Annotated in this window: 24 protein-coding genes; 14 read left to right on the forward strand and 10 right to left on the reverse strand. The window is 60.4% G+C overall.

Translation table 11 applies throughout. The annotated features are described in order from the left end of the window. Positions 1–182: 182 nt before the first annotated feature. The 7 genes from GR212_RS29980 to GR212_RS30010 form a co-directional block, all read right to left on the reverse strand. Positions 183–434, reverse strand: a complete 252-nt coding sequence (locus GR212_RS29980) for a hypothetical protein (RefSeq protein WP_204326833.1) — start codon at positions 432–434, stop codon at positions 183–185. Between the two features lie 428 nt (positions 435–862). Next, positions 863–1,231, reverse strand: a complete 369-nt coding sequence (copC, locus tag GR212_RS29985; protein ID WP_163992438.1) for a copper homeostasis periplasmic binding protein CopC — start codon at positions 1,229–1,231, stop codon at positions 863–865. 134 nt (positions 1,232–1,365) lie between these two features. Continuing rightward, a complete protein-coding gene (locus GR212_RS29990; RefSeq protein ID WP_246726076.1) occupies positions 1,366–1,962 on the reverse strand; it encodes an SCO family protein in 597 nt (198 codons plus the stop codon). 29 nt (positions 1,963–1,991) lie between these two features. Then, positions 1,992–3,062 carry a ubiquinol oxidase subunit II gene (cyoA, locus tag GR212_RS29995; RefSeq protein WP_163992598.1) on the reverse strand — a complete coding sequence of 357 codons (1,071 nt, stop codon included), beginning with the start codon at positions 3,060–3,062 and terminating at the stop codon, positions 1,992–1,994. A gap of 49 nt (positions 3,063–3,111) precedes the next feature. Further along, positions 3,112–4,038, reverse strand: a complete 927-nt coding sequence (locus tag GR212_RS30000) for a copper uptake system-associated protein (RefSeq protein ID WP_163992439.1) — start codon at positions 4,036–4,038, stop codon at positions 3,112–3,114. Between the two features lie 64 nt (positions 4,039–4,102). After that, the gene (locus tag GR212_RS30005) at positions 4,103–5,476 is read right to left on the reverse strand and encodes a PepSY-associated TM helix domain-containing protein (protein WP_163992441.1); all 1,374 of its coding nucleotides are present in this window, start codon (positions 5,474–5,476) and stop codon (positions 4,103–4,105) included. 230 nt (positions 5,477–5,706) lie between these two features. Then, positions 5,707–6,111 carry a hypothetical protein gene (locus GR212_RS30010; protein ID WP_163992443.1) on the reverse strand — a complete coding sequence of 135 codons (405 nt, stop codon included), beginning with the start codon at positions 6,109–6,111 and terminating at the stop codon, positions 5,707–5,709. A gap of 441 nt (positions 6,112–6,552) precedes the next feature. Here GR212_RS30010 and GR212_RS30015 point away from each other — a divergent pair, with 441 nt between their 5' ends. Beyond that, positions 6,553–7,467 (forward strand): TolB family protein, encoded by a 915-nt coding sequence (locus GR212_RS30015; RefSeq protein WP_246726078.1) that lies wholly within the window; start codon positions 6,553–6,555, stop codon positions 7,465–7,467. Positions 7,468–7,485: 18 nt separating this feature from the next. Here GR212_RS30015 and GR212_RS30020 read toward each other — a convergent pair whose 3' ends face one another. The 3 genes from GR212_RS30020 to GR212_RS30030 form a co-directional block, all read right to left on the reverse strand. Beyond that, positions 7,486–8,511: a LacI family DNA-binding transcriptional regulator gene (locus GR212_RS30020; RefSeq protein WP_163992445.1), complete on the reverse strand. Its 1,026-nt coding sequence runs from the start codon at positions 8,509–8,511 to the stop codon at positions 7,486–7,488. A gap of 16 nt (positions 8,512–8,527) precedes the next feature. Continuing rightward, positions 8,528–8,968 (reverse strand): VOC family protein, encoded by a 441-nt coding sequence (locus GR212_RS30025; RefSeq protein ID WP_163992447.1) that lies wholly within the window; start codon positions 8,966–8,968, stop codon positions 8,528–8,530. Positions 8,969–9,075: 107 nt separating this feature from the next. Further along, positions 9,076–9,882, reverse strand: a complete 807-nt coding sequence (locus GR212_RS30030) for an aldo/keto reductase (RefSeq protein WP_163992449.1) — start codon at positions 9,880–9,882, stop codon at positions 9,076–9,078. 132 nt (positions 9,883–10,014) lie between these two features. Here GR212_RS30030 and GR212_RS30035 point away from each other — a divergent pair, with 132 nt between their 5' ends. The 13 genes from GR212_RS30035 to GR212_RS30095 all read left to right on the forward strand — a co-directional run bounded on the left by GR212_RS30035 (position 10,015) and on the right by GR212_RS30095 (position 23,938). Further along, positions 10,015–10,914, forward strand: a complete 900-nt coding sequence (locus GR212_RS30035; RefSeq protein ID WP_163992451.1) for a carbohydrate ABC transporter permease — start codon at positions 10,015–10,017, stop codon at positions 10,912–10,914. Continuing rightward, entirely contained in the window at positions 10,911–11,843 is a 933-nt protein-coding gene (locus GR212_RS30040; RefSeq protein WP_163992453.1) for a carbohydrate ABC transporter permease, read from the forward strand. The genes GR212_RS30035 and GR212_RS30040 overlap by 4 nt, the downstream gene beginning before the upstream one ends. Positions 11,844–11,851: 8 nt before the next feature. Then, positions 11,852–12,952: an ABC transporter ATP-binding protein gene (locus GR212_RS30045; RefSeq protein WP_163992455.1), complete on the forward strand. Its 1,101-nt coding sequence runs from the start codon at positions 11,852–11,854 to the stop codon at positions 12,950–12,952. Between the two features lie 12 nt (positions 12,953–12,964). Beyond that, the gene (locus GR212_RS30050) at positions 12,965–14,209 is read left to right on the forward strand and encodes an ABC transporter substrate-binding protein (RefSeq protein WP_163992457.1); all 1,245 of its coding nucleotides are present in this window, start codon (positions 12,965–12,967) and stop codon (positions 14,207–14,209) included. Positions 14,210–14,290: 81 nt separating this feature from the next. Continuing rightward, a complete protein-coding gene (locus GR212_RS30055) occupies positions 14,291–14,770 on the forward strand; it encodes a VOC family protein (RefSeq protein WP_163992459.1) in 480 nt (159 codons plus the stop codon). A 67-nt stretch (positions 14,771–14,837) separates the two neighbouring features. Next, on the forward strand, positions 14,838–15,593 hold the full coding sequence (locus tag GR212_RS30060) for a sugar phosphate isomerase/epimerase family protein (protein WP_163992461.1): 756 nt from the start codon (positions 14,838–14,840) through the stop codon (positions 15,591–15,593). A 9-nt stretch (positions 15,594–15,602) separates the two neighbouring features. Beyond that, positions 15,603–16,799 carry an enolase C-terminal domain-like protein gene (locus tag GR212_RS30065; RefSeq protein ID WP_163992463.1) on the forward strand — a complete coding sequence of 399 codons (1,197 nt, stop codon included), beginning with the start codon at positions 15,603–15,605 and terminating at the stop codon, positions 16,797–16,799. A gap of 295 nt (positions 16,800–17,094) precedes the next feature. Continuing rightward, positions 17,095–18,171: a Gfo/Idh/MocA family protein gene (locus GR212_RS30070; RefSeq protein ID WP_163992465.1), complete on the forward strand. Its 1,077-nt coding sequence runs from the start codon at positions 17,095–17,097 to the stop codon at positions 18,169–18,171. Beyond that, on the forward strand, positions 18,171–19,016 hold the full coding sequence (locus GR212_RS30075; RefSeq protein WP_163992467.1) for a sugar phosphate isomerase/epimerase family protein: 846 nt from the start codon (positions 18,171–18,173) through the stop codon (positions 19,014–19,016). Before GR212_RS30070 ends, GR212_RS30075 begins: the two co-directional genes overlap by 1 nt. Beyond that, the gene (locus GR212_RS30080) at positions 19,013–19,834 is read left to right on the forward strand and encodes an alpha/beta fold hydrolase (protein ID WP_163992468.1); all 822 of its coding nucleotides are present in this window, start codon (positions 19,013–19,015) and stop codon (positions 19,832–19,834) included. Before GR212_RS30075 ends, GR212_RS30080 begins: the two co-directional genes overlap by 4 nt. Further along, complete coding sequence (locus tag GR212_RS30085; protein WP_163992470.1) at positions 19,827–20,528, forward strand: ribulose-phosphate 3-epimerase; 702 nt, start codon at positions 19,827–19,829, stop codon at positions 20,526–20,528. The genes GR212_RS30080 and GR212_RS30085 overlap by 8 nt, the downstream gene beginning before the upstream one ends. Positions 20,529–20,541: 13 nt before the next feature. Beyond that, positions 20,542–21,501, forward strand: coding sequence for an ROK family protein (locus GR212_RS30090; RefSeq protein ID WP_163992472.1), 960 nt, complete (start codon positions 20,542–20,544; stop codon positions 21,499–21,501). Positions 21,502–21,733: 232 nt separating this feature from the next. Further along, complete coding sequence (locus GR212_RS30095) at positions 21,734–23,938, forward strand: DUF1217 domain-containing protein (RefSeq protein WP_163992474.1); 2,205 nt, start codon at positions 21,734–21,736, stop codon at positions 23,936–23,938. Positions 23,939–24,005: the final 67 nt, after the last annotated feature.

Raw genomic sequence — 24,005 nt, forward strand, 5'->3', positions numbered from 1 at the left:
GGCAGCGATTTCATCGCCGACGAAAGACCTGGGTTAATGCCCGGTGCTAGGTTACATCATAACTTTCAGGATAAAGCCGATAAGGAAGGTCCGCATAGACGTATTCTCCGGGTATGGCAGCCGGGGACCAGTCGCCTTGGCGAGATGTGCGATCATCTTTCGGTGGGTGTAGATCGAGCCGCCTACAAATCCACACCCGTGAATGTATAGGATGACTCGGTCAAGCGCTGCGCCTTCGGGACGATCCAAAGCGCTGGCTTATCGCCGACCTCCACCTCCAGAAAGTCAACGCCACCCGGTTCGGCCGTCAGCTTCGTCCATTCGGCGTCGTTCCAGGCGGCCTCTTCCTCGGGCGGCAGTTGTTGGCCACTCCGCGCGTGGGCTGCGATAGTCTCGTAGTGCTTCTTGTTCGCTTCGCTTTGTTTACTTGCCATTTCGCCGATCTCCTGCGTCCTGGAGTTGCCGACCACCAATTTGGGCGGCAAGTCACTCTTAAGACGAGGCCGAGACGAAAAAGGATACGCGGACCGACGGCGATGTCGAACGGCGACCTGACATGCGCGTGCTATGGAGCAGCTCTGTATTCTCGGTGCGGGAAGGGACACCACCTGTCGTCAGCCATGGTATCGTCCCTTTGAGGTTGGCTTTATACGGAGATTCCGAGCAGCTTCACAGAATTAGTTCGACAATAAGGGCTTATCCCATTAGCCAGAGGTCTCTGCTGCAAAAATTCGGTTGATGTTGGAAAGAGTACCGATGATTTTTAGCGAGCTTTTGATGAGTGATTTCAAGTGGCGGCCTTTTTAAGGTGAGATCATCCTTTGGGCAGCCGCCCGCATGGTCGCGGGCGGCTTCGGGGCGATCAGGGCGTGATTGTGAAGCTGTAGGTTCCGTTGGTCTTGTGGCCGTCCGTAGAGAGCGCATGCCATTCGACGGTATATTTGCCGGGCGTAAGCTTGTCGGTGACGGGGACCATCAGCGTCGCGTCCTTGTCCATCAGCATGGCTTCGCCGGTCTTGACGGCCGCCTTGTTGGGCCCGGTAATCTTGACGCCGCTGAATTTCAGGTTGAGCCCTTCGGAAAAGGTCAGGTCGAGTTCGGACGGTGCTGCCTTTACAGTAGTGTCGGCCGCCGGAACGGCTGTCTTCAAATGAGCATGCGCCATGGCCTGGCCGGCAAAGGCGAGGCTGATTGCGGCAGCAGCGAGAAGCATTTTCTTGATCGGGGGCATGTCTGGTTTCCTCTCATGTTGATGATCCGCAGAAAGCCTGCGGACCGTGCGATGGCGATCGGTCGATCGCCTATACCCGCCGGCGGCTGCGCCAAACGGAATTCTCATTCTCCGTTGACATCGAAGGTCACGGATTATTCCTGCTGCAGCAGATTTCGGATCTTCTGCAGCGCGACATCGGTATTTTCCTGGTAGGCGATCGTGCCCCTCAGATTGCCGCCTGCATCGACGAGCAGGACGGATGCGGTATGATCCATCGTATATCCGCCATCCGCACCGGGAACTTTCTTGGCATAGATGCGCCACCCCTTGATGGCCTTCTGCATCTCCTCAGGGCTGCCCGTTATGCCGGTGATCCGGTCGGTGAAGTTGCCGGTGTAGCTATGCATGATTTCGGGCGTATCGCGCTCGGGATCGACGGAGAAGAAGTAGGCCTTCAGCTTGTCCGCGTGGGGGCCGAGCGTCTTGAGCCAGCCTGCCATATCATAGAGCGTGGTCGGGCAGACATCGGGGCAATGCGTGTAGCCGAAATAGACGAGCGAGGGATGTCCCGAAAGCGCCTTTTCGGTGATCGGCTCGCCGCGATCGTCCGTGAGCGTAAACGCTGCACCGACGTTTCCCGCGGCCCGTACCTTCGGCATCATCAGGAACGTCGCGTAGCCTACGGCCGCCGCGCCGACGACCAGCGTCAGGGCGACGGCCATTGTGGCAAAGCGGTGTCTGTTTGACATGGGATGTCTCCTTGTTGGGCGTGCCGGGACTAGTCGATCCGGGTCTTGGGGAGTGGGGTCGCAACGGTCTCGACGCTGCCGCCAGGTCCGGTTCCTGTCGGCGTGCAAAGTGCAGCAACGAAAGGTTTTGCCGGGCGCTCCGGCGTTTTGCTCCCGGGATTGCCTTTGTTTGCCAGGCGAACGACGTTGTTGATGCCTTCCCGCCCGCCGCCGCCGTTCGCGTCGATGCGCATCATCTCGTTCACGCACATCTTCGACTGGTCGACGCACATGTTGAGGATGGCGTCATAGAGCTGCGGATCGACATGGGAGAAATATCGGACCGGCTCCTTCTCGCTCGGCTGCTCGAGCTTCAGATATTCGGCGCGGCCGAAGGAGCTGCCCTGCGCCCGCGCTTTCTGCACCCAGGCGTCGAAATCGGCCTGATTGAGGCCGTGGAAGCGAAAGCGCATGTTCGAGAAGCCGGCGCCGCTGTAATTGGCGGAAAAACCCTGATACTCGCCGACATGGTTGATGACCGCGTGCAGCTTGGTTTCCATGCCGGGCATGGCATAGATCTGACCGGCCAGGGCCGGCACGAAAAACGAATTCATGATCGATGAGGCCGTAATCTTGAAGTCGATCGGGGTATCGATCGGAGCGGCGAGTTCATTGACCGTCGCGATCCCCAGGTCCGGATAGAGAAACAACCATTTCCAGTCGAGCGCCACCACCTCGACATTCAATGGCTTGGTATTTGCGGGAAGGGGCCTCGACGCGTCGATGCGATCGAGCGGCCGATATGGATCGAGCCGGTGCGTGCTGATCCATGTCACCGCGCCAAGCGCGATGATGATGGCAAGCGGCGCCGACCAGATGATGAGTTCGAGCTTCGTCGAGTGATGCCAGTCGGGCTCATAGATTGCGGCCGTGTTCGACTGACGGTACTTCCAGGCAAAGAACAGCGTCAGCGCAATCACCGGCACGATGATGAGCAGCATCAGTACCGTCGAGATCGCGATGAGATTGCGTTGCTGGACGGCGATGTCGCCGGATGGGGCGAGGACGACCATGTTGCAGCCGGCAAGCGGCAGAAGCGAGCCGATGGCGAGCGGCTTCATGCACGCGAGCAATCCATATGTCGCATGTCTGTCGGTGCGGCCGATGGCATCACTTGTTATGGCCGGCATGGTCGCCTCCCGCATGGGTAGCGTCGGCATGATCCATCATCACCGTCCCCTCGAAGCTCGAAAGCAGAGCCAATGTCCTAGCGTCGAGCTTGGCTTCGGCGATGGAGAGATCGGCTGCAATGGCCTGTGCGTCATCCCGCGTCAGGCCGATCTTTTGCAGCGCGTCCGCGTCTTTCAGGCTATCGCCACTGCAAAGACGGACGACCCATCCGCCATGGCTTTTCCTCAAGAGAGCACGGCCGCCGCGACCATCCTGCACCCACCCTGCCACCGCCCAGTCTCCGTGGCCGACGATTGGCCGAATTGCGAGCGGCTTCTCCGGCGTTTCGAACATCGCCTTCATTGTTGCCGGAATATCGCTTTGCGGATCGCCGGTGGAGTGTCTCTCGTTCATGTTCATGCCCTTCATGTCGGGCATGCCGTCGCCGGCTTTCGCATCGGCGCCGGGCTTGTTCGCCGCTATCGATCCCACCGGGAAATCGACTTCGACGGCGCCGGCCTTTTCGAATTTGAGTGTCGTCCTGACGATCTGGCCCTGAAGGAAGGGCTCGGCGACTTTCATGAACATCACATGATAGCCGCCGGGCTTCAGCTCGACGGTCTTGCCCGCCGGTATGGACAGGCCATCGGGCAGCTCGCGCATGATCATGACGTCATTGTCCATCTTCATCTCGTGAATCTGGACCGTTGCGGCGCGCGGAGAGCTGACCGCGACCAGCCGGTCGTCGCTATCCCCCGCATTGGCGATGGTCAGGTAGCCGCCGCCGACAGGTGCTCCGGGCACCATTGCGCGAACATAGGGCGCGGAAATTATAAGGCTGCCGATCTTGATGTCGTCGGCAAGGGCGATGGAGGAAAGCAGGGATGCCAGCCCGAAGGCGGCAAGAGCAAAAAAGCGTTTCAACACGATCGATATCCTTGATCCAGAAAAGGAAGCGGGCGGGCGAAGCGCCAGGCTCCGCCCGACCCCGTCAGGAAAAGAAGCGCCGGAGCGGCGGCACGAAGCGGAGCACGAGCTGGTCGAGGAGCAGCATCGCGACGATGGCGGCCCCCGTCAGCGGGAAGGCCACGCCGAAGAGGATGGCGATGAGCCATAGGCCGACATAGACGGACTTCTGCGGCGGCATCGGCGGCACGCCGAGACGGCCGGCCGGCCTGCGCTTCCACCACATGGCCGCAGCCGTGACGCAGCACAGGACGATTGCCAGGCAAGCGGCCAGCATCAGGAGCTGGTTGAAGAGCCCCCATTCCTGTCCCTGATGGATGTTGATGCCCCACTCGATTGCCCGGCCGAGCGCCGGATATTGATCGTAGGAAATATCGACCAGCGACTTGCCGGAATATTGGTCGATGTGAACGGTCCTCTCCTTGCCGAGATCGCCGAAATAGTGGCTTGCGGTATAGACGCCGGTTTCGTCGGTCGGAATTGCGAGATCGGAACCGGAAACCATGCCCAAACCGTGCATGATGTCGACGGCCTTGTTCAGGCCGAGCGGTTTCGCCGACTGTGCTGCCGCGATATCGGACAGCGGAACCGGGGCGTTCTCGACCACCCAGCCGGCCCGGCTGACGACATCCTGGGTGACTTTCGTCGATTTCGGAACCTCGTCCCACAGCGCTGCCGGCGTGCCCAGATCATGGGCGGTCAGCCAGGCATTGACGTTGGCACCCCAATAGCCGGACCAAGGCATGCCGCTGAAGGCGAGGAAGAAGATCAGAATGCCGGCAAGCGCTCCCGTCACCGCATGCAGGTCGCGCCAGAAGACGCGCCGCGACGGGTTGCCGCGAACCGTCAACACGCCGCCGGTCTGCTGTCGCGGCCACCAGAGATAGATGCCGGTCACCACGAGGACGAGGGCAAAGCCTGCAACGATCTCGATGAGGCGATTGGTCCACTCCCCGAAGTATTCGAGGCTGTGGATGCGCTTGACGACCCAGCTAAACTCCTGCTTCGAGCCGACCGATCCCAGGATATTGCCGTCATAAGGGTTGACGTAGACGATGGTCGATTGGCCATCCTTGGACACCGTCACCCAGGCCGAGCGGTTCGCAGCCGATGCTTCGTGATAGGAGGTGGCGCGAGCACCGGGAAAGGCCGCAAGCGCAGAATCGGCGATCTCTTGCGGCTGCAGCATCGTACCGGTCTTAGTGACGAGATAGCGATGCGAGTAGAAGATATCGGCAATCTGATCCTTGAAGAGATAGAGCGATCCCGTGATCGCCAGATTGAGCATGAAAGGGATGACGAGCAGGCCGGCGAAAAAATGCCAGCGCCAGATCGCGCGATAGAGCGAGATATTATGGGTTGCTGCGGCCGCAGGTTCTGCAGCGGTAAAGGCAGACATGAAAATCCTCCGAAGATCGGCGGGCTGCCGCGAGCGGTCGATCCGAGGAGAAGACGGCACTGGGCCGCCGCTGGAGTGGACTTGCCTTACTGGAGCGGCCGGACCGATCGGTCCCGCCTCGTTCGGCGAAGTTCAGCTGGGCGTGCCCATCCTCAGATTTACGACCCGAGGGGTCGTGCATGACGGCAGCCGTTGACGGCGGGCGTCATGGCGAAAGCCGCGACGCCGGTTCAGCCAACGATGTCGAGGATGGGCGGCGCTCGCGGGCCGGTGTTCGGCGGATAAAGCTGCCGATGGAAGGCCTCCGCCTTCGCGATGACGGCCTCTCCGCGAGGGGAGGCAAGACGTTCGCAAATCTCGGTCGGAGGTGCTGGCAGCACCACAGCCGAAGCGATCCGGCATGCCTCGCAGCCGGGCGCATAAGCCTTTCCATGCACCTTGCCGTCGGCATCCCTGTAGGTGATGCAGAGGACAGGCAGCGACCCATCCGGCAGCCGGTACTGGGCAAGCTCTATCGGGGATATCTCATCCGCCGTCGCAACGACCGGCTGATGGGCGAAGCCGACAAGCAACAGCGCCACGGCGCAAACGATGCGCGCGCTCCACTGCCATGTTCGCGAAATTGTCTTCCGCATTCTTGTCCCCGCCACCGCATCCCGCGGATAAGGCCTGCAGTCATAGGGCAGGCTCATGGCAAGCGCAATGCGTCAATTCGTGCCGTGGCAAAGCGGTGCGGAGATCCATATCTGCGCGCGATTCTGCGGTTCCCGCCTGGGGTTCCCTGTGAAAGAGACGCAGGTTTCGGTCTCGCCCGCCGCCTGTCGCTCGCTGTGAATTCCGCCGGGACGGAGAGATCGCGGTGGCGTAGGCCTGTGAGATGCGAGCGCTTTTTTCAGCCGAACTAGCGGCGAGCGTGACGATTTCCATTGGCGCCGAGAGGTGGGATCCTTTTCTAAACCTGCTTTGCAAGGTGGTCGCCGACATCGTCGGTGGGTTGCATCCATTAAGTGGTTGTTGATGGAAAAGGGATCGCATAAGCTGCTTGTATTATCGTTAATCCAAACGGAGGAGAGACTATGCCATCCATGCGCCCGGAACCGGAAACCCGACGTTTATTGCCGCGTCAGATCAGCGAGCTCGTCGTCTTCGACATCGCCTCATCGACGGCGCGTGTGATCTACGAAACCGGCGAGCTTATCGAAGCACCCAATTGGTCGCCCGATGGCAAGTGGTTGGTTTACAATGGCGACGGCCGCCTCTTTCGCATCTCTCCCGATGGGCAGGATGGCCCGCATCGCATCAATACGGCGCCGGTCGAGAATCTGAACAACGACCATGTCGTCTCGCGGGACGGGCGATCTTTCTTCGTCAGTGCCAATGACGGCCATCTCTATCGCGTGCCGTTCGAGGGCGGGACGCCGCAGCGCGTTTCCAACGAGCATGAGGCCTCGCGCGGCTTCAAATATTACCTGCACGGCATTTCTCCGGATGGCGCTACCCTGGCCTATGTCGGGCTGGAGCGCCGCGAAGGCGGCGGCGTCTTCACGCGCATCTGCACCATTCCGGCCGCAGGCGGCCAGGACGTGTTCCTGACCGATGGCGCTTGCCCTGTCGACGGCTCCGAATTCTCGCCGGACGGGCAATGGATCTATTTCAATTCCGAAGCGGCGGCGACACAGCCGGGTCATGCACAGGCGTTTCGCATGCGCCCCGACGGCACTGGACTGGAACAGCTGACGCATGACGAGCGCGTAAACTGGTTCCCGCATCCGGCACCCAACGGCCGCGATCTCGTATATTTGAGCTATCCGGTGGGAACGATCGGTCATCCCGCGGACAAGGACGTGATCCTGCGGTTCATGTCCGCAGATGGCGGCAAGGCGCGAGATCTCGATGCGTTCAATGGCGGCCAGGGCAGCATCAATGTGAATTCCTGGGCGCCCGATTCCAGTGCCTTTGCCTATGTCCGCTATCCGTTGGCGGCGGGTTGAACAGGCTTGCTACGGCTCTCAGCCGCGAAGGGTCGAATTCGAGCTCTGGCGTATCAAAAGGTCAGGTTCGATCAGGGTTACGCGCGGTGGCGGTAAGTCCGCCTCCGCGCCGATCAGATCGACGACGCGCTCCACGGCCATGGCCGACACGCGCTCGACATTATAGTCGACCGTCGAGATCGGCGTCACGGCATACTCGCCGAATTCGATATTGTCGAAGCCCATGAGTGCGATATCGTCAGGGACACGAATGTTGTTTCGGGCACAATATCGCAGAACGCCGAGCGCCAAAGAATCATTGGTGGCGAAAATGGCGGACGCGCCGAGCCGCTGGCTGAAGATCGTATCCGCGGCCCAGTAGCCATGCGCGACCGAGTGGCCACTCGGCTTGACGAAAAGCGCGGTGTCGATCTCAACCCCGGCATCCCGGTGGGCCTGCATATAGCCTTCGAGCTTCTCCGAATTGCCAAGCTTCGTGCCGCCGTCGATGATGACGATGCGGCGGTGGCCGTTGCTCAGAAGATGGCCGACAGCCTTGTAGGCCCCCATCCGCTCATCCATGCAGACGGCGTCGATGCCGGCATCCGGATCGCCGACGAGAAGAACGACCGGATAGTTGCGCGCGCGCAGCTTGCGGATATGGTCCAGGCGGCGGTGGCTGCAGGGAAATACCAGCATCCCATCGGCCCGCCTGGCCCGGAAGGTTTCGATCATTGTTTCCTCGACGGCGATATCGTTGTTCGAGGTCGCAAAGAGGGTCGTGTAGCCACGCTTGGAAAGTTCGCCTTCCACGGCTTGCGCAACGGCAGTGAGCACCGGATTCGAAAGGTCCGTCAGGATCAGCCCGATCGAACGGGTTTCCCGCCGCACCAGCGATGTGGCGACAAAGTTGGGCAGGTAGTTCAGCTCGCGCGCCACATCCGCGATGAGGGCGCGGGTTTCAGGGGGAATGCGCGAGCTGCCTCGCAAAGCCAGCGACACGGTATTCACCGAAAATCCGGTTTTATCGGCGATATCCTTCAAGCGCGCCGCAGGCTTTGCCATGCAAATTCGACTCCTGTCACACCGTCTGCTGTTTCAGAGCGGCAATCGCTCTGTATTGCAGGCAATCCGGCGCCATTTCCATCAATTCGATCCTGTTGCCGTCCGGATCTTCGATCCACGCGCCACGATTCCCGTCAAGCCCGGACTTGATCGGCGAGGTGAGCGCAATGCCGGCTTTCTCCAGCTTTGCCGCCGCAACGTCCAGATTGTCAATCGTCAGGCAGAAATGGTTGGTGCCGTTGGCATCAGGCCCTGGGGCGCGGTCGCTGTCGGCGCCGGGGAAGAGTTCGAGAAACTGGCGATCGGTGATGCGCAGATAGACGATCCACGGCGTTCCGTCGGCGCGCTCGAGCCTGTGCATTTCCTGAAGACCAAGCCTGTCGCGATAGAAATCCAGCGACGCACCGAGGTCCTTGACCTTGATGGCGAGGTGGCCGAGGCCGGTAATGTCTTCCATGTGATGTCTCCGAAGTGGTTGATTTAACGATAATACTGCATAGGGCAAGGAAGCAATGTTTTTGGCGATCTCCTTGGGAAGGTTTGGCGGTTGGGAATCCGGTCCCGCTAGTCCCAGAGCGGAGCGCCGGCCGGATCGATGGCGCGCAAACTCTGCGGCAGTGCGTCGATCGTCTCGATGTCGGCAGCGGTCAAGCTGAGCATGTGTGCTTGCCAGTTCGACCGGATGCGTTCGGGTTTCGACGAGGTTGGAATTGCGGCATAGCCTTTGGAGAGTTCATAGGCGAGCGCGACCTGCTCGACGGTTGCTTCGTGCCGCTCCGCAACCAGCCGCATCTGCTCGATATCGCCCATGCGACCCTGCGCGACAGGCTGGTAACAGGTCACGAGAATGCCGCGTTTGTTGCAGTGGTCCGCGAGTTTGCGGTTCTGGAACAAAGGGTTGAGCTCGATCTGGTTGGTGGCGACAGCCCTTTTGCCGAGAATGGCCTCGGCTTTTTCCAGCAGGGCGATGGTAAAGTTCGAGACGCCGATCATCCGTGTGCGCGCCGCCTCCCGCGCCTCGGCGAGTTGTTCGAGATAGACTTCCGGTTCGATGCGACCGTGGGGTGCCGGCCAGTGGATCAGGGTCAGGTCGACCTGATCGACGCCGATCGTGTCGCAGCTTTGCCGCAGGGATGGCAGCAGTTTTCCAGGACCAAGATTGTCCACCTTGATCTTCGTCGTCACGAAAATCTCGTCCCGCCTCAGCCCGCTTTGCCGCATGGCCTCGCCGACGCTCTGTTCCGTGCCGTAGGATTGCGCCGTGTCGAGGTGGCGGTAGCCTGTTTCGAGCGCGTAGAGAATGGCGGCAACGCCGTCCGCGCCCGTCCTTGCCCATGTCCCAAAGCCCAATCGCGGAATCGAATCCGTCATGATGTCTCCTCCAAAAGACTCCCGATCGGCAAATAGATGCTTGACGCCTATCGAGAAGCCGCTAGTATTAACGTTAATATCAGGATGTGCAAGCGCCGGAGGAGGCCGCACTCGCTGATCGGAGGAAAATAGATGGCATTGAGATGGAGCCGGGTCGCCCCGCAGCTTGCGCTTGCGCCTGCCGTGCTGATCACGGTCGTCGCGTTTATTGGATCGATCGTCTGGACCGTCGTGCTTTCGTTCACCCGCAGCCGCCGCCTGCCGGAATACGAAATCGACTGGTCCAATCCACTTCGTCAATACACCAGATTGTTTGCCGACGCCGGCTGGGAAATATCGCTCCGCAACCTCTTCGTGCTGGCGATCGGCAGCGCGCTTGCCATCGTGCTCGGTTTCATTCTTGCCGCCATGATCGAGCGCGAGCGGCGAGGCGAGGATGTCTTCCGAACCGTCTTCCTCTACCCGCTCGCCGTCTCGTTGATCGTGACCGGTGTCGCCTGGCGCTGGATTTTCAATCCGCAGCTGGGGCTCGAAAATTTCCTGCATGGCATCGGCCTTACGGGTGTGAGCTTCAATTGGCTGAACGATGGGCAGACGGCGATGTACGCCATCATTCTCGCCTCCGTCTGGCAAAGCTCCGGCTTCTACATGGCCCTGATGCTCGCCGGCCTGAAGGGCATCAACCAGGAGATCTGGAGTGCCGCCCGCATCGATGGCGTCAGTCTCTGGCGCGTTTATCTGGAGGTCATCATCCCGATGATGAAATTCACCTTTCTTACCTGCGCTATCCTGCTCTCGCTCGGCGTCATCAAGGCCTATGACATCATCGTCGCGATGACCAATGGCGGCCCTGGCCAATCCACCTGGCTTCCCGCCTATTTCACGATCAAGGCGATGACGGAGAAGAGCAATCTCGGTTACGCCTCGGCCGCCGCGTCGATGATGCTCGTCGTGACGCTGGTGATCTTCCTGCCGCTGGTGGCCCTGACCGCCTGGCAGCAGCGAGCCGCCCGCAAAGGAGGTCATGCATGAGCGATATTGCAGCCCTCAGGCCGTCGTCGGCCGTCACCGCCGAAACGCCGGCGCAGGTGATGTTTCCAAGGGCGAAGAAGCGTATCAAAGGCCGCTCTATCGCGGTGCTCGTGTTCCTGTCGATGGCAGCGCTCTTCTTCTGCGTGCCGCTCTACGTGCTGATCGTCACCTCCTTCAAGTCGATGGATCAGATCCGCGAGGGCGCCATCTTCTCGTGGCCGCGCGATTGGACGATCGAGCCATGGATCTATGCCTGGAGCCAGGCCTGTTCCGGCATCACATGTACGGGTCTGAGGGGCGGCTTCTGGAATTCGGTGGCGATCCTGTTCCCCTCGTTGATCGCCTCGATTTCGCTGTCGGCCGTCACCGGTTATGCCCTGGCGCTGTGGAATGTGAGATGGACGGGCGCGTTCCTGTTTCTGCTGTTCCTCTGCGCTTTCGTGCCGTTCCAGATCATCATGTATCCGCTGATCGTCATTACCGTCGGCATGGGCATCTATGGTTCGCTCTGGGCCGTGGCCTTCATTCACACCGTCCTCTCCATGCCGGTCCTGACGCTGATCTTTCGGAATTTCTACAAGGATATCCCGGCTGATCTCACCAAGGCGGCCATCATGGATTCGGGATCGTTCTGGCGGATCTTTCTGGAGATCATCCTGCCGATGTCGGGCAATATCCTGATCGTCGTCCTGATCATGCAGGTGACGCATATCTGGAACGACTACCTGATCGGCGTGACGTTCGGCGGCCTGGGTGCCGCGCCGATGACGGTCAATCTCGCCAACATGGTGACGGTATCGACGGGCACCGTCGCCTACAACGCCAATATGGCCGCAGCGCTGCTGACCGCCATTCCCCCTCTCTTCATCTATTTCGTCCTCGGCAAGTTCTTCGTGCAGGGAATCGCCGCCGGCGCGATCAAAGGTTAGGGCAACGGATGCCAAGTGTTTCCTTCGAACATATCGTCAAGAAATACGGTGAGGTCAGTGTCCTCTCCGGCCTCAATCTGGCGATCGATCATAGCGACTTTCTCGTGCTGCTCGGCCCGTCCGGCTGCGGCAAGACAACATTGCTGAATTTGCTGGCGGGTCTCGTCGACGTGTCCAGCGGGCGTATCATGATCGGCGAACGCGACGTGACCGAGCTTGATCCCAAGGATCGCGGGCTGGCCATGGTCTTCCAGTCCTATGCGCTTTATCCCACGAAGACGGTCGAGGGGAATTTGCGCTTCGGTCTCTCGGCGCTGAAATTGCCGCGGGAAGAGGCCGACCGGCGCATCAGGTGGGCGGCAAGCCTGCTGCAGCTCGAACCGCTGATGAACCGCAAGCCGGCGCAACTGTCTGGCGGCCAGCGCCAGCGCGTCGCCATCGGTCGCGCGCTCGTCAAACATGCCGACGTGCTTCTCTTCGACGAGCCGCTGTCCAACCTGGATGCCAAGCTTCGCACCGAAATGCGGCTCGAGATCAAGAAGCTGCACGAGGAGCTGAAGCCGACCGTCGTCTATGTGACGCATGACCAGATCGAGGCAATGACGATGGCGACCAGGATCGCCGTGATGAACGGCGGCGAGATCCAGCAGTTCGGCACGCCGGATGAGGTCTACGAGCAGCCGGCGAATCTGTTCGTCGCCGGCTTCATCGGCTCGCCCGCCATGAACCTGGTCGAAGCCAGGATCGTGCGGGAGGGAGATCGCGCTGGAGCAATCGCCGCAGACGGCCGGCGCTTCGATCTTTCGGACTATACCTATACGGCTCAACACCCGGCCCATGACCAGGCGATCATCATCGGCATGCGGCCCGAGCATTTCGTCATCGGCGAGCCATCGTCTCCGGCGGCCTGCTCGCTGGAACTGCCGGTTCGCATCGTAGAGCGCACGGGCTCCGATGCGATCCTGTCGCTCGGCACCGGCGCGTCCCTGATCGCGGTGCGTATCGAGCCGGATCGCGCCGCCAGGCTGAAGCCCGGCGAGATCGTCTCCGTGACCTACCCCAGGACAAAACTGAATCTTTTCGACGCCCAGAGCGGGCGGCGGCTTTAATGGGAGGAACGCATGCTGAAAAACTGGAAAAAGGCATGGCTGCTGGCGACCATCGCCATCTGCCCGAGTGTGGTTCACGCCGAGGATCTGGTCATCTACCAGAAATGGTCGTCGCCGGCGGAAGTGGCTGCTCTCAACGTCCTGAAGAAGGCGGCAGAGGAGAAGGGGATCAAGTGGATCGATATCACCATCCCGCATGACACCGGCTCGAACGTCAACCTCATGAATCTGGTGACGGGCGGCCAGCCGCCGAACGTGTTCTCGGAGAACAATCCGGGCGTCTACCGCGATCTGACGAATATGGGCCTCGGCCGGCCGTTGACCGACGTCTTCAAGGCGGATGGCGCGCTCGACAAGTTTCCGTCTTCCGTCGTCCAGTCGATCACCGTCGACGATCAGATCATGAAGATACCGCTCGGCATCCATGTCGACGGCATGCTTTACTACAATATCGAAGCGGCCAAGAAGGCGGGCGTCGATCCTGCGAAATGGACGTCGCTGGACGAAATGTACGCCGATTTCGACAAGATCAGGAAAGCCGGCATCGTGCCGCTGGCACTCGGCGCCCAGCAATGGCAGGTCGGCTATCTCACCCATGCTTTGGTGGCGAGCATCGGCGGCGCCGACCTCTTTACGCGGATCTACGGGCCGAAGCCGGACGCAGCGGCCCTCGATGCGCCGGAGCTTCGGACCGCGTTCGAGTGGCTGCGCAAATTCCAGCAGGCCTCCGATCCGGGTTCCGTCAACCGCGACTGGAACATGACCACCAATATGGTGATAGAGGGGCAGGCGCTCATGCAGATCCATGGCGACTGGATGAAGGGCGAGTGGCGCGCGGCGGGCAAGGAAGCCGGCAAGGATTTCGGCTGCGTCCAGATTCCCGGAGCAAAGGCCTTGTCGGTAACGGTCGATGCCTGGGGCCTGCTCGGCAAGCAGTCTCCTGAAAAGGATGCTGCGGAGGTCGAATTCGCCAAGCTCATCGTCGATCCGAAGATCAATGCCGCCTTTGCGGCGGCGAAGGGCTCGACGCCCGTGCGCACCGATGTCGATCCGTCGACGCTGGACGCCTGCTCCAGGAATGTCCTCGATATGCTGAAGGACCCCGCGCATCAGGTGCAGAACCCGCATTCGATGGTCGACGAGGACTGGCAGTCGGCGATATGGGACGTCGCCTTCAACTACTGGAGCAAGCCGGACATGACCGTGGACCAGGCAGTGGCCGCGCTCAAGGAGCAATACCAGGCCATCCTGCAATAATTTCTCCCGAGCTCATGGCCGGTGCCGCGGCAGCGTCGTTGCGGCACCGGCCATGAAACATGAACACAAGGTACAAGCGACATGGATACAAGACTTCTCGATGAAGACGCCGTCATGCAGATCTGCTTCGTCACTGACGATGTGATGAAGTCCGCGCAATGGTTTTCCGATCTCACAGGCAAGCCTCTGCCGAAGGAGGGCAAGGCTGCCGAACCTGGGGAAGCGCAGGCGATTTATGACGGCAAGCCGGCTGCCGTCGGCTGCCGCATCATGATGTTCAAGTTCGGAAACATCGACGTGGAGTTTCTGCAGCCCGGGCCGGAGAAAAGCGCCTGGCGCGACCTCCTGGAGGAGAAAGGTCCCGGCTGCCACCACATCGCGTTCCGCACCCGCAATCTGACGAAGCGCAACGCCTTCCTTGAAGGCAAGGGCCATCAGCTCCTGCAGCGCGGCGAGTTCCACGGCGGTCATGGCCGCTATGCCTATTACGACACGGTCAAGGCCCTTGGCGTCATGGTCGAGCTGCTCGAGTTCGACAATGACAAGGAGCCGCAAGGCTGATTGTTGCCGGCCCTCCTTGGCGGGAGGGCCGCTTACATTCGATGTTCATCCCCCAGAGAGCAGATCCATGGCCTATCCGATTGCGTATCAACTTTACTCGTCCAGGAATTTCCCGCCGCTTCACGCGCAGTTTCCGGTGCTGAAATCCTTTGGCTACGATGCCATCGAGCCGTGGCTTCCGGCCTATGAAAGCGATCCCGCGCTGTTCCGGCGGCAGATCGACGATGCCGGTCTTCGTTGCTTCGGGTTCCATATGCCGCTGAAGGGACTGGTCGCCGAGCCAAGCCGCTTCATCGAGATCGCGCAGACGCTCGGTGCGACCTATATGATTCCGCCCTTCGTTCCGAAAGAGGAGCGCCTCGACACCGCCGACTACTGGAAGGGGATCGGCGAGCAGCTTGCGCAAGGTGCCGAGCGCGCGGCGCGGCACGGGTTGAAGGTGGCCTGGCACAATCACGATTTCGAATATGTTCCGCTCGCGGACGGCTCAAGGCCGATCGATCATATTCTCGGCGCCGGCGAGCAGGTCCTTTTCGAGATCGATTGCGGCTGGATCACGCGGGCCGGCGCCGATCCCGCCGAGGAACTGGAGCGTTATGCCGATCGCATCGTTGCCATTCAGACCAAGGACACAGCCCCTCGCGGAGTGACCGCCGATGACGGCTGGGTCGCGACCGGCGACGGCATCATCGACTGGGCAACACTCGCGCCGCTCTTCCGCAAGACCCGGGCCGACCATATCGTCACGGAGCATGACAATCCCACCGATTGGCGGCGCTTTGCCCAGCGATCGATCGATCATATCCGCTCGCTCGGTTTGTAGGGGCGCAAGGTGAAGATCGTCGATCTCAAATGCGCCGTCATCGGCTCGAGCCCCGTCATCCGCATCGTCACCGACGCCGGCATCGACGGCTACGCACAGGCGGAGACATGGAAGCCCTTTCTCAAGCCCTATGTCCTTGCCTTTCGGGACGCGCTCGTCGGGCAGGACCCGACGGATGTCGAGCGTGTCATGCTGCGCATCCGGCAGCGTGGCGGCTTCAAGCCGTGGGGTGCGGTCGTCAGCATCATCGAAATGGCGCTGTGGGACGTCGCCGGCAAGGCGGCCGGTCTGCCGGTCTACAAGCTTCTCGGCGGCAAGGTGCGCGATCGGGTTCGCGTTTATAATGGCGCAGTCCGTGAACCATTGGCAGGCTTCATGCCGGAGGATTATGCCGCAAATTGCCGCGCGATGAAGGCGGCGAGGGAAGGCTTCACCATCGTCAAGCAGCCGATCGGGTTTCACAGCCGCATGCGGGTCGAGGTGCCGGATTTCTTTTATGGCGATCCGGAAGCCGGCGGGATGCATGGCGCCCATGATCGCGGCCTGCTCACCGAACGCGGTCTCAAGCACATGGTCGCCTGCGTCGCCGCCATGAAAGAGGAGCTGGGCGACGAGATCGGCCTGGCGCTCGATTGCGGTCCCGGCTGGACCGTGCCGGATGCGATCCGCTTTGCGAAAGCCGTCGAGCCGTTCAACCTCGTCTGGCTGGAGGACATGCTGACCGGCGATTATTCGCCCTTCGTCAATGCGGATGTCTATCGCGATCTGACGGTATCGACCTCGACGCCGATCCACACCGGCGAGCAGATTTATCTGAGACAGAATTTCAAGCCGCTTATCGAGACCAAGGCCGTCAATATCATCGGGCCCGACCCTTGCGATGTCGGGGGCATTGCCGAGCTGAAATGGATCGCGGAATATGCCGACCTGCACGGTATATTGATGGCGCCGCACGGAACGGCGAACGGCCTGTTGGGGCTTGCCGCCCTCGTGCAGGTCTGCGCGGCGCTTCCGCACAATTATGTGGCCTTCGAATATACGATCGGCGACCCTTTCTGGTGGTACGACATCGTCGATGGTCTGCCGGACCCCATCGTCGTGGATGGCCACATCGGAGTCTGGGATGCTCCGGGTCTCGGTGTGACCCTCAATGCGGAGAAGGCCAAGCCCTATCTGACCGCCGAGGATAGCGCATTCTTTGATTAGGATGGCTATCCTTCCTTTGAGGCGTTTGGCTTTCGCCAAGCGTCAGGGCCTCCGCTTTCATGCAAGATATTTACGAGAAAAATTGCGCTTGCCTATTTTATTTCTTTTGTAAAAAAATTATAGAAAGAAGAACGGATGACGGTGCCGGCGAGGAGGAAACAGGCGTCGTTCGTGATCATTCATTTCCCCAGCCGGGGAGTGGGAGGTCTCCGGATTGTATTTCCTCCATTGGGAAGCCGTTTTGCCGACGCTTGGACGAGTGTCTGACGGTTGTCGCTGAAGTGAAGGAATATTGATGCCAGCAAAAGATGAAAGACGCCTTCGCATCGGTGTCCTCGGGGCCGGCCAGATCGCCCAGGCAGCGCATTTCGAAAGCTGCACCAAGGCGGCAAATGCCGATCTCTACGCGATCTGCGACGTGGCCGACGATCTGCGCGAGCGAATGGCGATCACCCATGGCGCCGAGAAGACCTATGCGGACTACGACAGGATGCTGGCCGACCCGAATCTCGATGCCGTCATCATCGCGACGGCCGATGCCTTCCATGTGCCTGCCTCCATCAAGGCTCTGGAAGCCGGCAAGCATGTGCTGTGCGAAAAGCCGGTGGCCGTCACCGTCGAGGAATGCCTTGAGCTGAAGGCCGCCGTCGAAAAGGCGGGAAAGACGTTTCAGGTCGGCCATATGAAGCGTTTCGACGCGGGGCTGCAGGCCGCCAAGTCTTTCATCCGGGATGAAATGGGCGAGATGATCGCGCTCAAGGCGTGGTATTGCGACAGCACCCATCGTTATCCGATGACCGATGCCGTCCAGCCGCTGATCGTCACCAGCGCCAACGCCCGCAAGCCGTCCGCCAATCCGAAGGCGGATCTGCGCCGCTACTATATGCTGGCGCATGGCTGCCATCTGATCGACACCGCGCGCTATTTCGCCGGGGACATCGTTTCCGTCGATGCCCGCCTGTCGGAACGCGCCGGCATCTGGTGCTGGTTCGTCAATGTCGAATTCGCCTCCGGCACGCTCGGCCATCTCGACCTCACCGTGCAGGTGCGGATGGACTGGCACGAAGGCTTCCAGATCTACGGCAAGAACGGCAGCATCCTCGGAAAGACCTATAATCCCTGGTATTACAAGACGAGCGAAGTCGACATCTTCCGGGAGGCCGATGGCATGACGCATCGTATCCTCGGCGCCGACGGCCACTTCTACCGCCGGCAGGTGGAAGGCTTTGCCCGGACCATTCTCGATGGTGCCGCCATGGAAGGCGCCGATATCGACGACGGTCTTGCCTCGGTGCAGGCGATGATTGCAATCGCGCGCTCGGTCGAAAGCGGCAAGGCGGTTGCGCTCGCCGACGTGACGGGCGGTGTGTGATGAAGCTCGGTATCTTCGCCAAGACCTTCGAAGGGATCGAGCCCGCGGCGGTGCTCAAATCCGTCGCCGATGCCGGTTTTGCCTGCGCGCAATACAATATGGCCTGCTCGGGTCTGGCGCCGATGCCCGACACCATCAGCACGGAACAAGCGCATGCGATTAGCGCGGCCGCGACGGACGCAGAGGTCGAGCTTGTGGCCGTTTCCGGCACTTATAACATGATCCATCCCGATATTGTCGTGCGCGAGGCCGGGCACCGGAGGCTGGAGGAGCTTGCCAGGCATTGCGCCGGGATGTCGACCGGGCTGATCACGCTCTGCACCGGCACGCGCGATCCCGTCGATCAATGGCGGGCGCACCCCGGCAACGATCTGCCCGACGCGTGGCGTGACCTGCTGCAGGCGATGGAGATCGCCACAGGGATTGCGGAGCGATACGGCGTCGATCTCGGCATCGAGCCGGAACTGGCCAATGTCGTTAATTCGGCGGAAAAGGCGCATCGCCTGATCGGCGAGCTCAAGAGCCCCAGGCTGAAGATCGTCATGGACCCGGCCAACCTCTTCGAGATTGCCCCGCTGGACGAGCAGAGAAGCACCGTGTCGGCTGCCATCGATCTTCTGGCCGATCATATCGTGATGGCCCATGCAAAGGATCGCAATCCCGACGGCAGCTTCACGACGGCCGGCAAGGGCGTTCTTGATTATCCCCACTATCTCGGCCGGTTAAAGCAGATCGGCTTTGACGGCAGTCTGGTGACCCATGGTCTTCGGGCGGAAGAAGCCGCCGGCGTTGCGACGTTTCTTCACGGAATCCTTGCGGAGGGGTCGGCGGGAGGAAAACCATGAGCGGTACTCAGTCTTTTGAGACCAATGATGGAACCCTGCTGAATGTCGATGGGACGGGGACGGGTGCTCCGGTCGTCTTCCAGCATGGCCTGTGCGGCGACGCGCGGCAGACGGAGGAGATTTTTCCGGCCGAAGCGGGCTTTCGTCGCATAACGATCGAGGCAAGGGGGCATGGCTGGTCTGAGGCCGGTAATCCGGAGCGCTTCTCCATCGCCACCTTCGCCGACGATGTGGCGTCTTACATCGAGACGCATCTCGCCGCCCCGGTCGTGCTCGGCGGCATCTCCATGGGCGCGGCGATTTCGCTGCGTCTGGCGATCAAGCGCCCCGATCTGGTCAAGGCCCTCGTCATTGCCCGGCCCGCCTGGCTAACCCGGTCCGCTCCGGAAAACATGGCCCCCAATGCGGAGGTCGGACGCCTCCTGCGGGAGCGCGCGCCGGAGGAGGCCAAAGAGGCGTTTCTCGCCGGCAGTATAGGCCAGCGGTTGGCCATCGAGGCTCCCGACAATCTGGCTTCGCTGCTGGGCTTCTTTTCGCGGATGCCTCATGATGTCACGGCAGCATTGCTGACGGCGATTTCCGGCGACGGGCCTGGTGTTACCGAGGCCGAGGTGCTGCGGATATCGATGTCGACGCTGGTGATCGGACATGATCGCGATGTCATCCATCCGCTCGCCTATGCCCGGCATCTGGCGGAGAAAATTCCAGGCGCGCGCCTCGTGAAGATTACATCCAAGGCTGAAAGCCGTTCGAACTATATTGCCGATTTCCGCAAGGCGATGGGCGATTTTCTCAAGGAATTGAAAGACAATGACTAATCCCTCCAGAAACTGGATTGCCAATCTTCCCAAGGATCGCCTGATCGGTGAATTTTCCGTCTGGTCCGCGGACCTTTTGCGTCTCGCCGACGATCTTGCCAGGGTCGATCCCTATGTCGACGTTCTCCACGTCGATGTCGCCGACGGTCACTTCGCACCCGCAATGCTGTTCTTCCCTGATCTGGTTGCCGGTATCCGGAAGATCTCGTCGCGCCCGATCCATGTTCATCTGATGGCTGCCGACAATATCCTTCTGTCGCAGATCGAGCAGTTTGCCGATGCAGGCAGCGACCTGATCAGCATCCATCTCGAGAACGAGGCCGTGGCCGATGCGGCGCTGGATCTGCTGGATCGTCGCGGCGTTGCGGCGGGCATGGTGCTCAAGGTCGAAACGCCTGTGTCACAGGCTGCGAAATACGTCCCGCGCCTTGATTTCCTGACGCTGCTCGGCACCGCCATCGGCGTGAAGGGGCAGGGACTGGACGAAAAAGCGGGCGATCGGCTGCGGGAGGCCAAGCATCTCATCGATACGTCGGGCGCAACGCACCGGATCGTTCTCGCCGCGGACGGCGGCATCCGCGAACACACGGTTCCGCTGCTTCGCCAGGCGGGTGCCGAAACAGTCGTCCTCGGCTCGCTGGCTTTCAACGCTCCCTCGCTGCAGGAAAGAATGGCGTGGCTGCACGCCCTTTGACATGGAGTGACGCGTGAGCCGGTTTGCAATCGGGATAGATCTGGGCGGAACGCAGGTTCGTGCGGCGCTGGTCGATGAGCACGGCAAGATCCACCAGCGGCTGGAGGAACGGACGGACGCCGAGGCGGGACCGGATCGCGTGCTTGGCCAGATCGGCGGTCTTACGGAGAGATTGCGCTCAGCCTGCGATTCTTCCGCCGTCGTCGGTCTTGGAGTGTCGGCGCCGGGACCGCTCGATACGGAACTGGGGATCGCTCTCGACATCCCGACATTGCGCGGTTTTTCGAACTATCCTTTGCGAGAGGAGCTGCAGACGCGCCTGCGGCTGCCGGTGAGCCTCGAAAACGACGGCATCGCGGCCGCCATCGGTGAATGGCAGTTCGGCGCCGGCCTGGGGCTTCGAAATCTCGTTTATGTCACGGTCAGCACCGGTATCGGTGGCGGCGTCATCGCGGACGGGCGGATCTTGCGCGGCCGAAAAGGCATGGCCGGCCATGTCGGCCATATGTCCATCGTCCCCGATGGATTGGTGTGCTCCTGCGGAGGCAAGGGATGTTTCGAAGCCTATGCCTCCGGAACCGCCTTTACCAAACGGGCGCGCGCACGGATTGCCGAGTGCGAGGAAACGTCGCTTGCGCACATCGGCGACGTGCTCGACAGCCGCAGTGTCTTTGCCGCCGCCGAGAGTGGCGATCGGCTTGCCAACGACCTTGTCGACGAAGAGGCGGATATTCTGGGGCGCGGTTTTACGAGCCTCATCCATATCTTCAGTCCGGAAATCGTCATCATGGGCGGCGGCCTCTCGCAGCAGTTCGATCGGTTGCAGGCAGGCATTCAGGCGCATGTCGAGCGATGCGCCATGCCGGCGTTTCGGGATGTCGGTGTCGTTTCCGCGGCACTCGGGCAAAATTCAGGACTTGTCGGAGCGGCTGCGCTTGCGTTCCTCCCGCGACGATCTGCCGCCGAATCGTGACTGGCGAGCGTCTGGCCCGATCGATTTTGAGCGCAGATTTCCGACCTCCTCTTCGCGGTCTCGGTACCGGCAACCTCCGGGAATCACGGAGGAGAGCTTCCCCATCACGCTCCCCTGTCGCGCGGATTGTGCGAAGAGAATCCCGTAGATTGCCGATCTAGCTTCGCGCAAGGTCTGGTTGCGATTGTATATATGGGGCGAATACTGGTGAACTGCGCTGTGGGGGCGATCAATGATTTCGACGTATCTCGGTTATGTGACCGCGACAAAGGATATGGCATCGACGCTTGCGCGCATTGCCAAGCAGGCGGCTGTCAAGGGTGACCAGCAGTATTATGACACGCACATCGGCAAGGTTAAGAATGTCGATGAGTTCCTGAGCGACTACAAGCTCTACAGCTATGCGATGAAGGCCTATGGTCTTGAAGACATGACCTATGCCAAGGCCTTCATGAAGAAGGTCCTGACGAGCGATCTCAGCGATACGAGCAGCTTTGCAAACAAGTTGACCGATAGCCGCTACCGGCAGTTTGCGGCAGCGTTCAACTTTGGCAGCAAGTCAAAGAATCAGGCCGCTCAAAGCGATACACAGAAGAGCGATACCATCGGGCTCTATGAGCAGTCCTTCGCCGACGAGACGACGTTGGCCAAGAAGGAGAGCAAGTTCTACGATACCTGGATCGATAAGGTGTCCAATGTGGACGATATCGTCAACAATACCCGGATGCGGGACTACGTCCTGCGGGCGCATGGAATAAATCCGGATCATATTTCGAAGACGTTTCTAAAGTCCGTCCTTACCAGCGATATCAACGATCCGAACAGTTTCGTCAACACAGCCGGCAACTTCTCCTCGGCGGCGACCCAGGCAACCTATAAGCTCATAGCCTCGCAGTTCAATTTCAATGCCGACGGTACGCTTTCTGCCGCAACCGCGCAAACGGCGCAGCAGAAGGCGGGCATGATCTCGCGATACGACAGCATGGTTCCAAGCCTGCTGACGCCGACTGCGGCCACCAGTAATGACGACTATTACCGCCAGGCGATTACCGAGGTGACATCGCTCAACGAGATCACCGGTGATAACAGGCTGTTCTCCTATATAAAGGCGGCTTTCGGCCTCAGCTCCAAGCTCACGCCGGCGCAGTTCAACCTCGCTTTCACCAATTCCGACTATGCCGCCATAACCGGAATGGCGGATATGGTTTCCCATTTTAATTTCGCGTCCGACGGATCCCTGCCGGCGGGTCAGACCGCGCAGACCGCCCAGGCCATCGACGATATCTCCACGAAGTATCTGACCAAGGCCAAGGACGCCAAGCAGGCCTTGTTCAAAGATGCCGAGAGCCATTACAAAACCGCGGTCGGCGGAATCAAGACGATCGAAGACTTCTTTGCCGCCAACGACAAGAAGAACAAGGATCTGCCGACCATAGAAGATATGGCGCTCCGCGCCTTTGGGATCGATCGGAACGAGGTATCGCGCGATCAATTGCGCAAGATCCTGGAAAGCGATCCCTATGACAGCAAGAGCTATGTCAACTCGCTGAAGGACGAGAGATTCGTCGAGCTTGCCAAGGCGTTCAACTTCGACAGCAAGGGCAATCTTCGCGACCCCGTGGTGGCCCTGTCGCAGACCTCGATCAACAGCTTCATCTCCGCCTACTCGAAGGCAAAAACATTCGGGCTGACCGGTGAGATGCGGGACAAGGCGGTCAAGGATGCGAAGGACGCGGCGACCGAATTCAGCAAGTCGATCGCCAAGATCGAAAATGTCGAGGAACTCCTGTCCGACAAGAAGCTGACGGAGTTTATTCTCGTTGCAAACAACATCGATCCCAAGACGGTCGACAAGAATGCGTTGAAAAAGGCCTTCGCCGCCGATCCGGAGGATGCCAAAGGCTTTCTGAACACGCCGGCCGGCCAGCAGTTCAAGGCGATGGTGAACGTCTTCAACTTCGATGCCAAGGGAAACCTGACGACGGCCAAGATCGAATCAGGCCAGAACAAAGGCGCGCGTCTGGCCACCAACGACCTTTATCTTCATCAGAGCCTGGAAACGCAGGAGGGCGCCTCCAACGAAGGGGTCCGGCTTGCGCTCTATTTCCAGCGCAAGGCGTCGCAGGTCAATTCCGTCTACGACATCATGTCGGATCCCGCGCTCTACAACGTGATCAAGACGACCTACTCCCTGCCGACATCCATGTCGAACATGGATGTGACCCGCCAGGCGAAGATGCTGGAAAAGCTTTTTCCTATCAAGGATTTGCATGATGCCGGCAAGGTGGACCATCTGCTGAAGCGCTTCTCCGCCGTCTATGACGCGGCAAATGGCGTGAATACGGCATCGCCGGCTTCCGCCATTCTGACCCGCGGCTCCGGCATCGGCATGAGCGCCGATCTCATGCTGTCTATCGCCCAGCTCAGGTCACGATAGCGCCTTCCGCATTCGCCAGCGGCGCTGGAATCGAGTTTGGCGGCGCTCTGCGCCGCCATGCCTGAGG

The organism is Martinezella lusitana (genome assembly GCF_010668395.1).
Taxonomy (GTDB): domain Bacteria; phylum Pseudomonadota; class Alphaproteobacteria; order Rhizobiales; family Rhizobiaceae; genus Rhizobium; species Rhizobium lusitanum_A.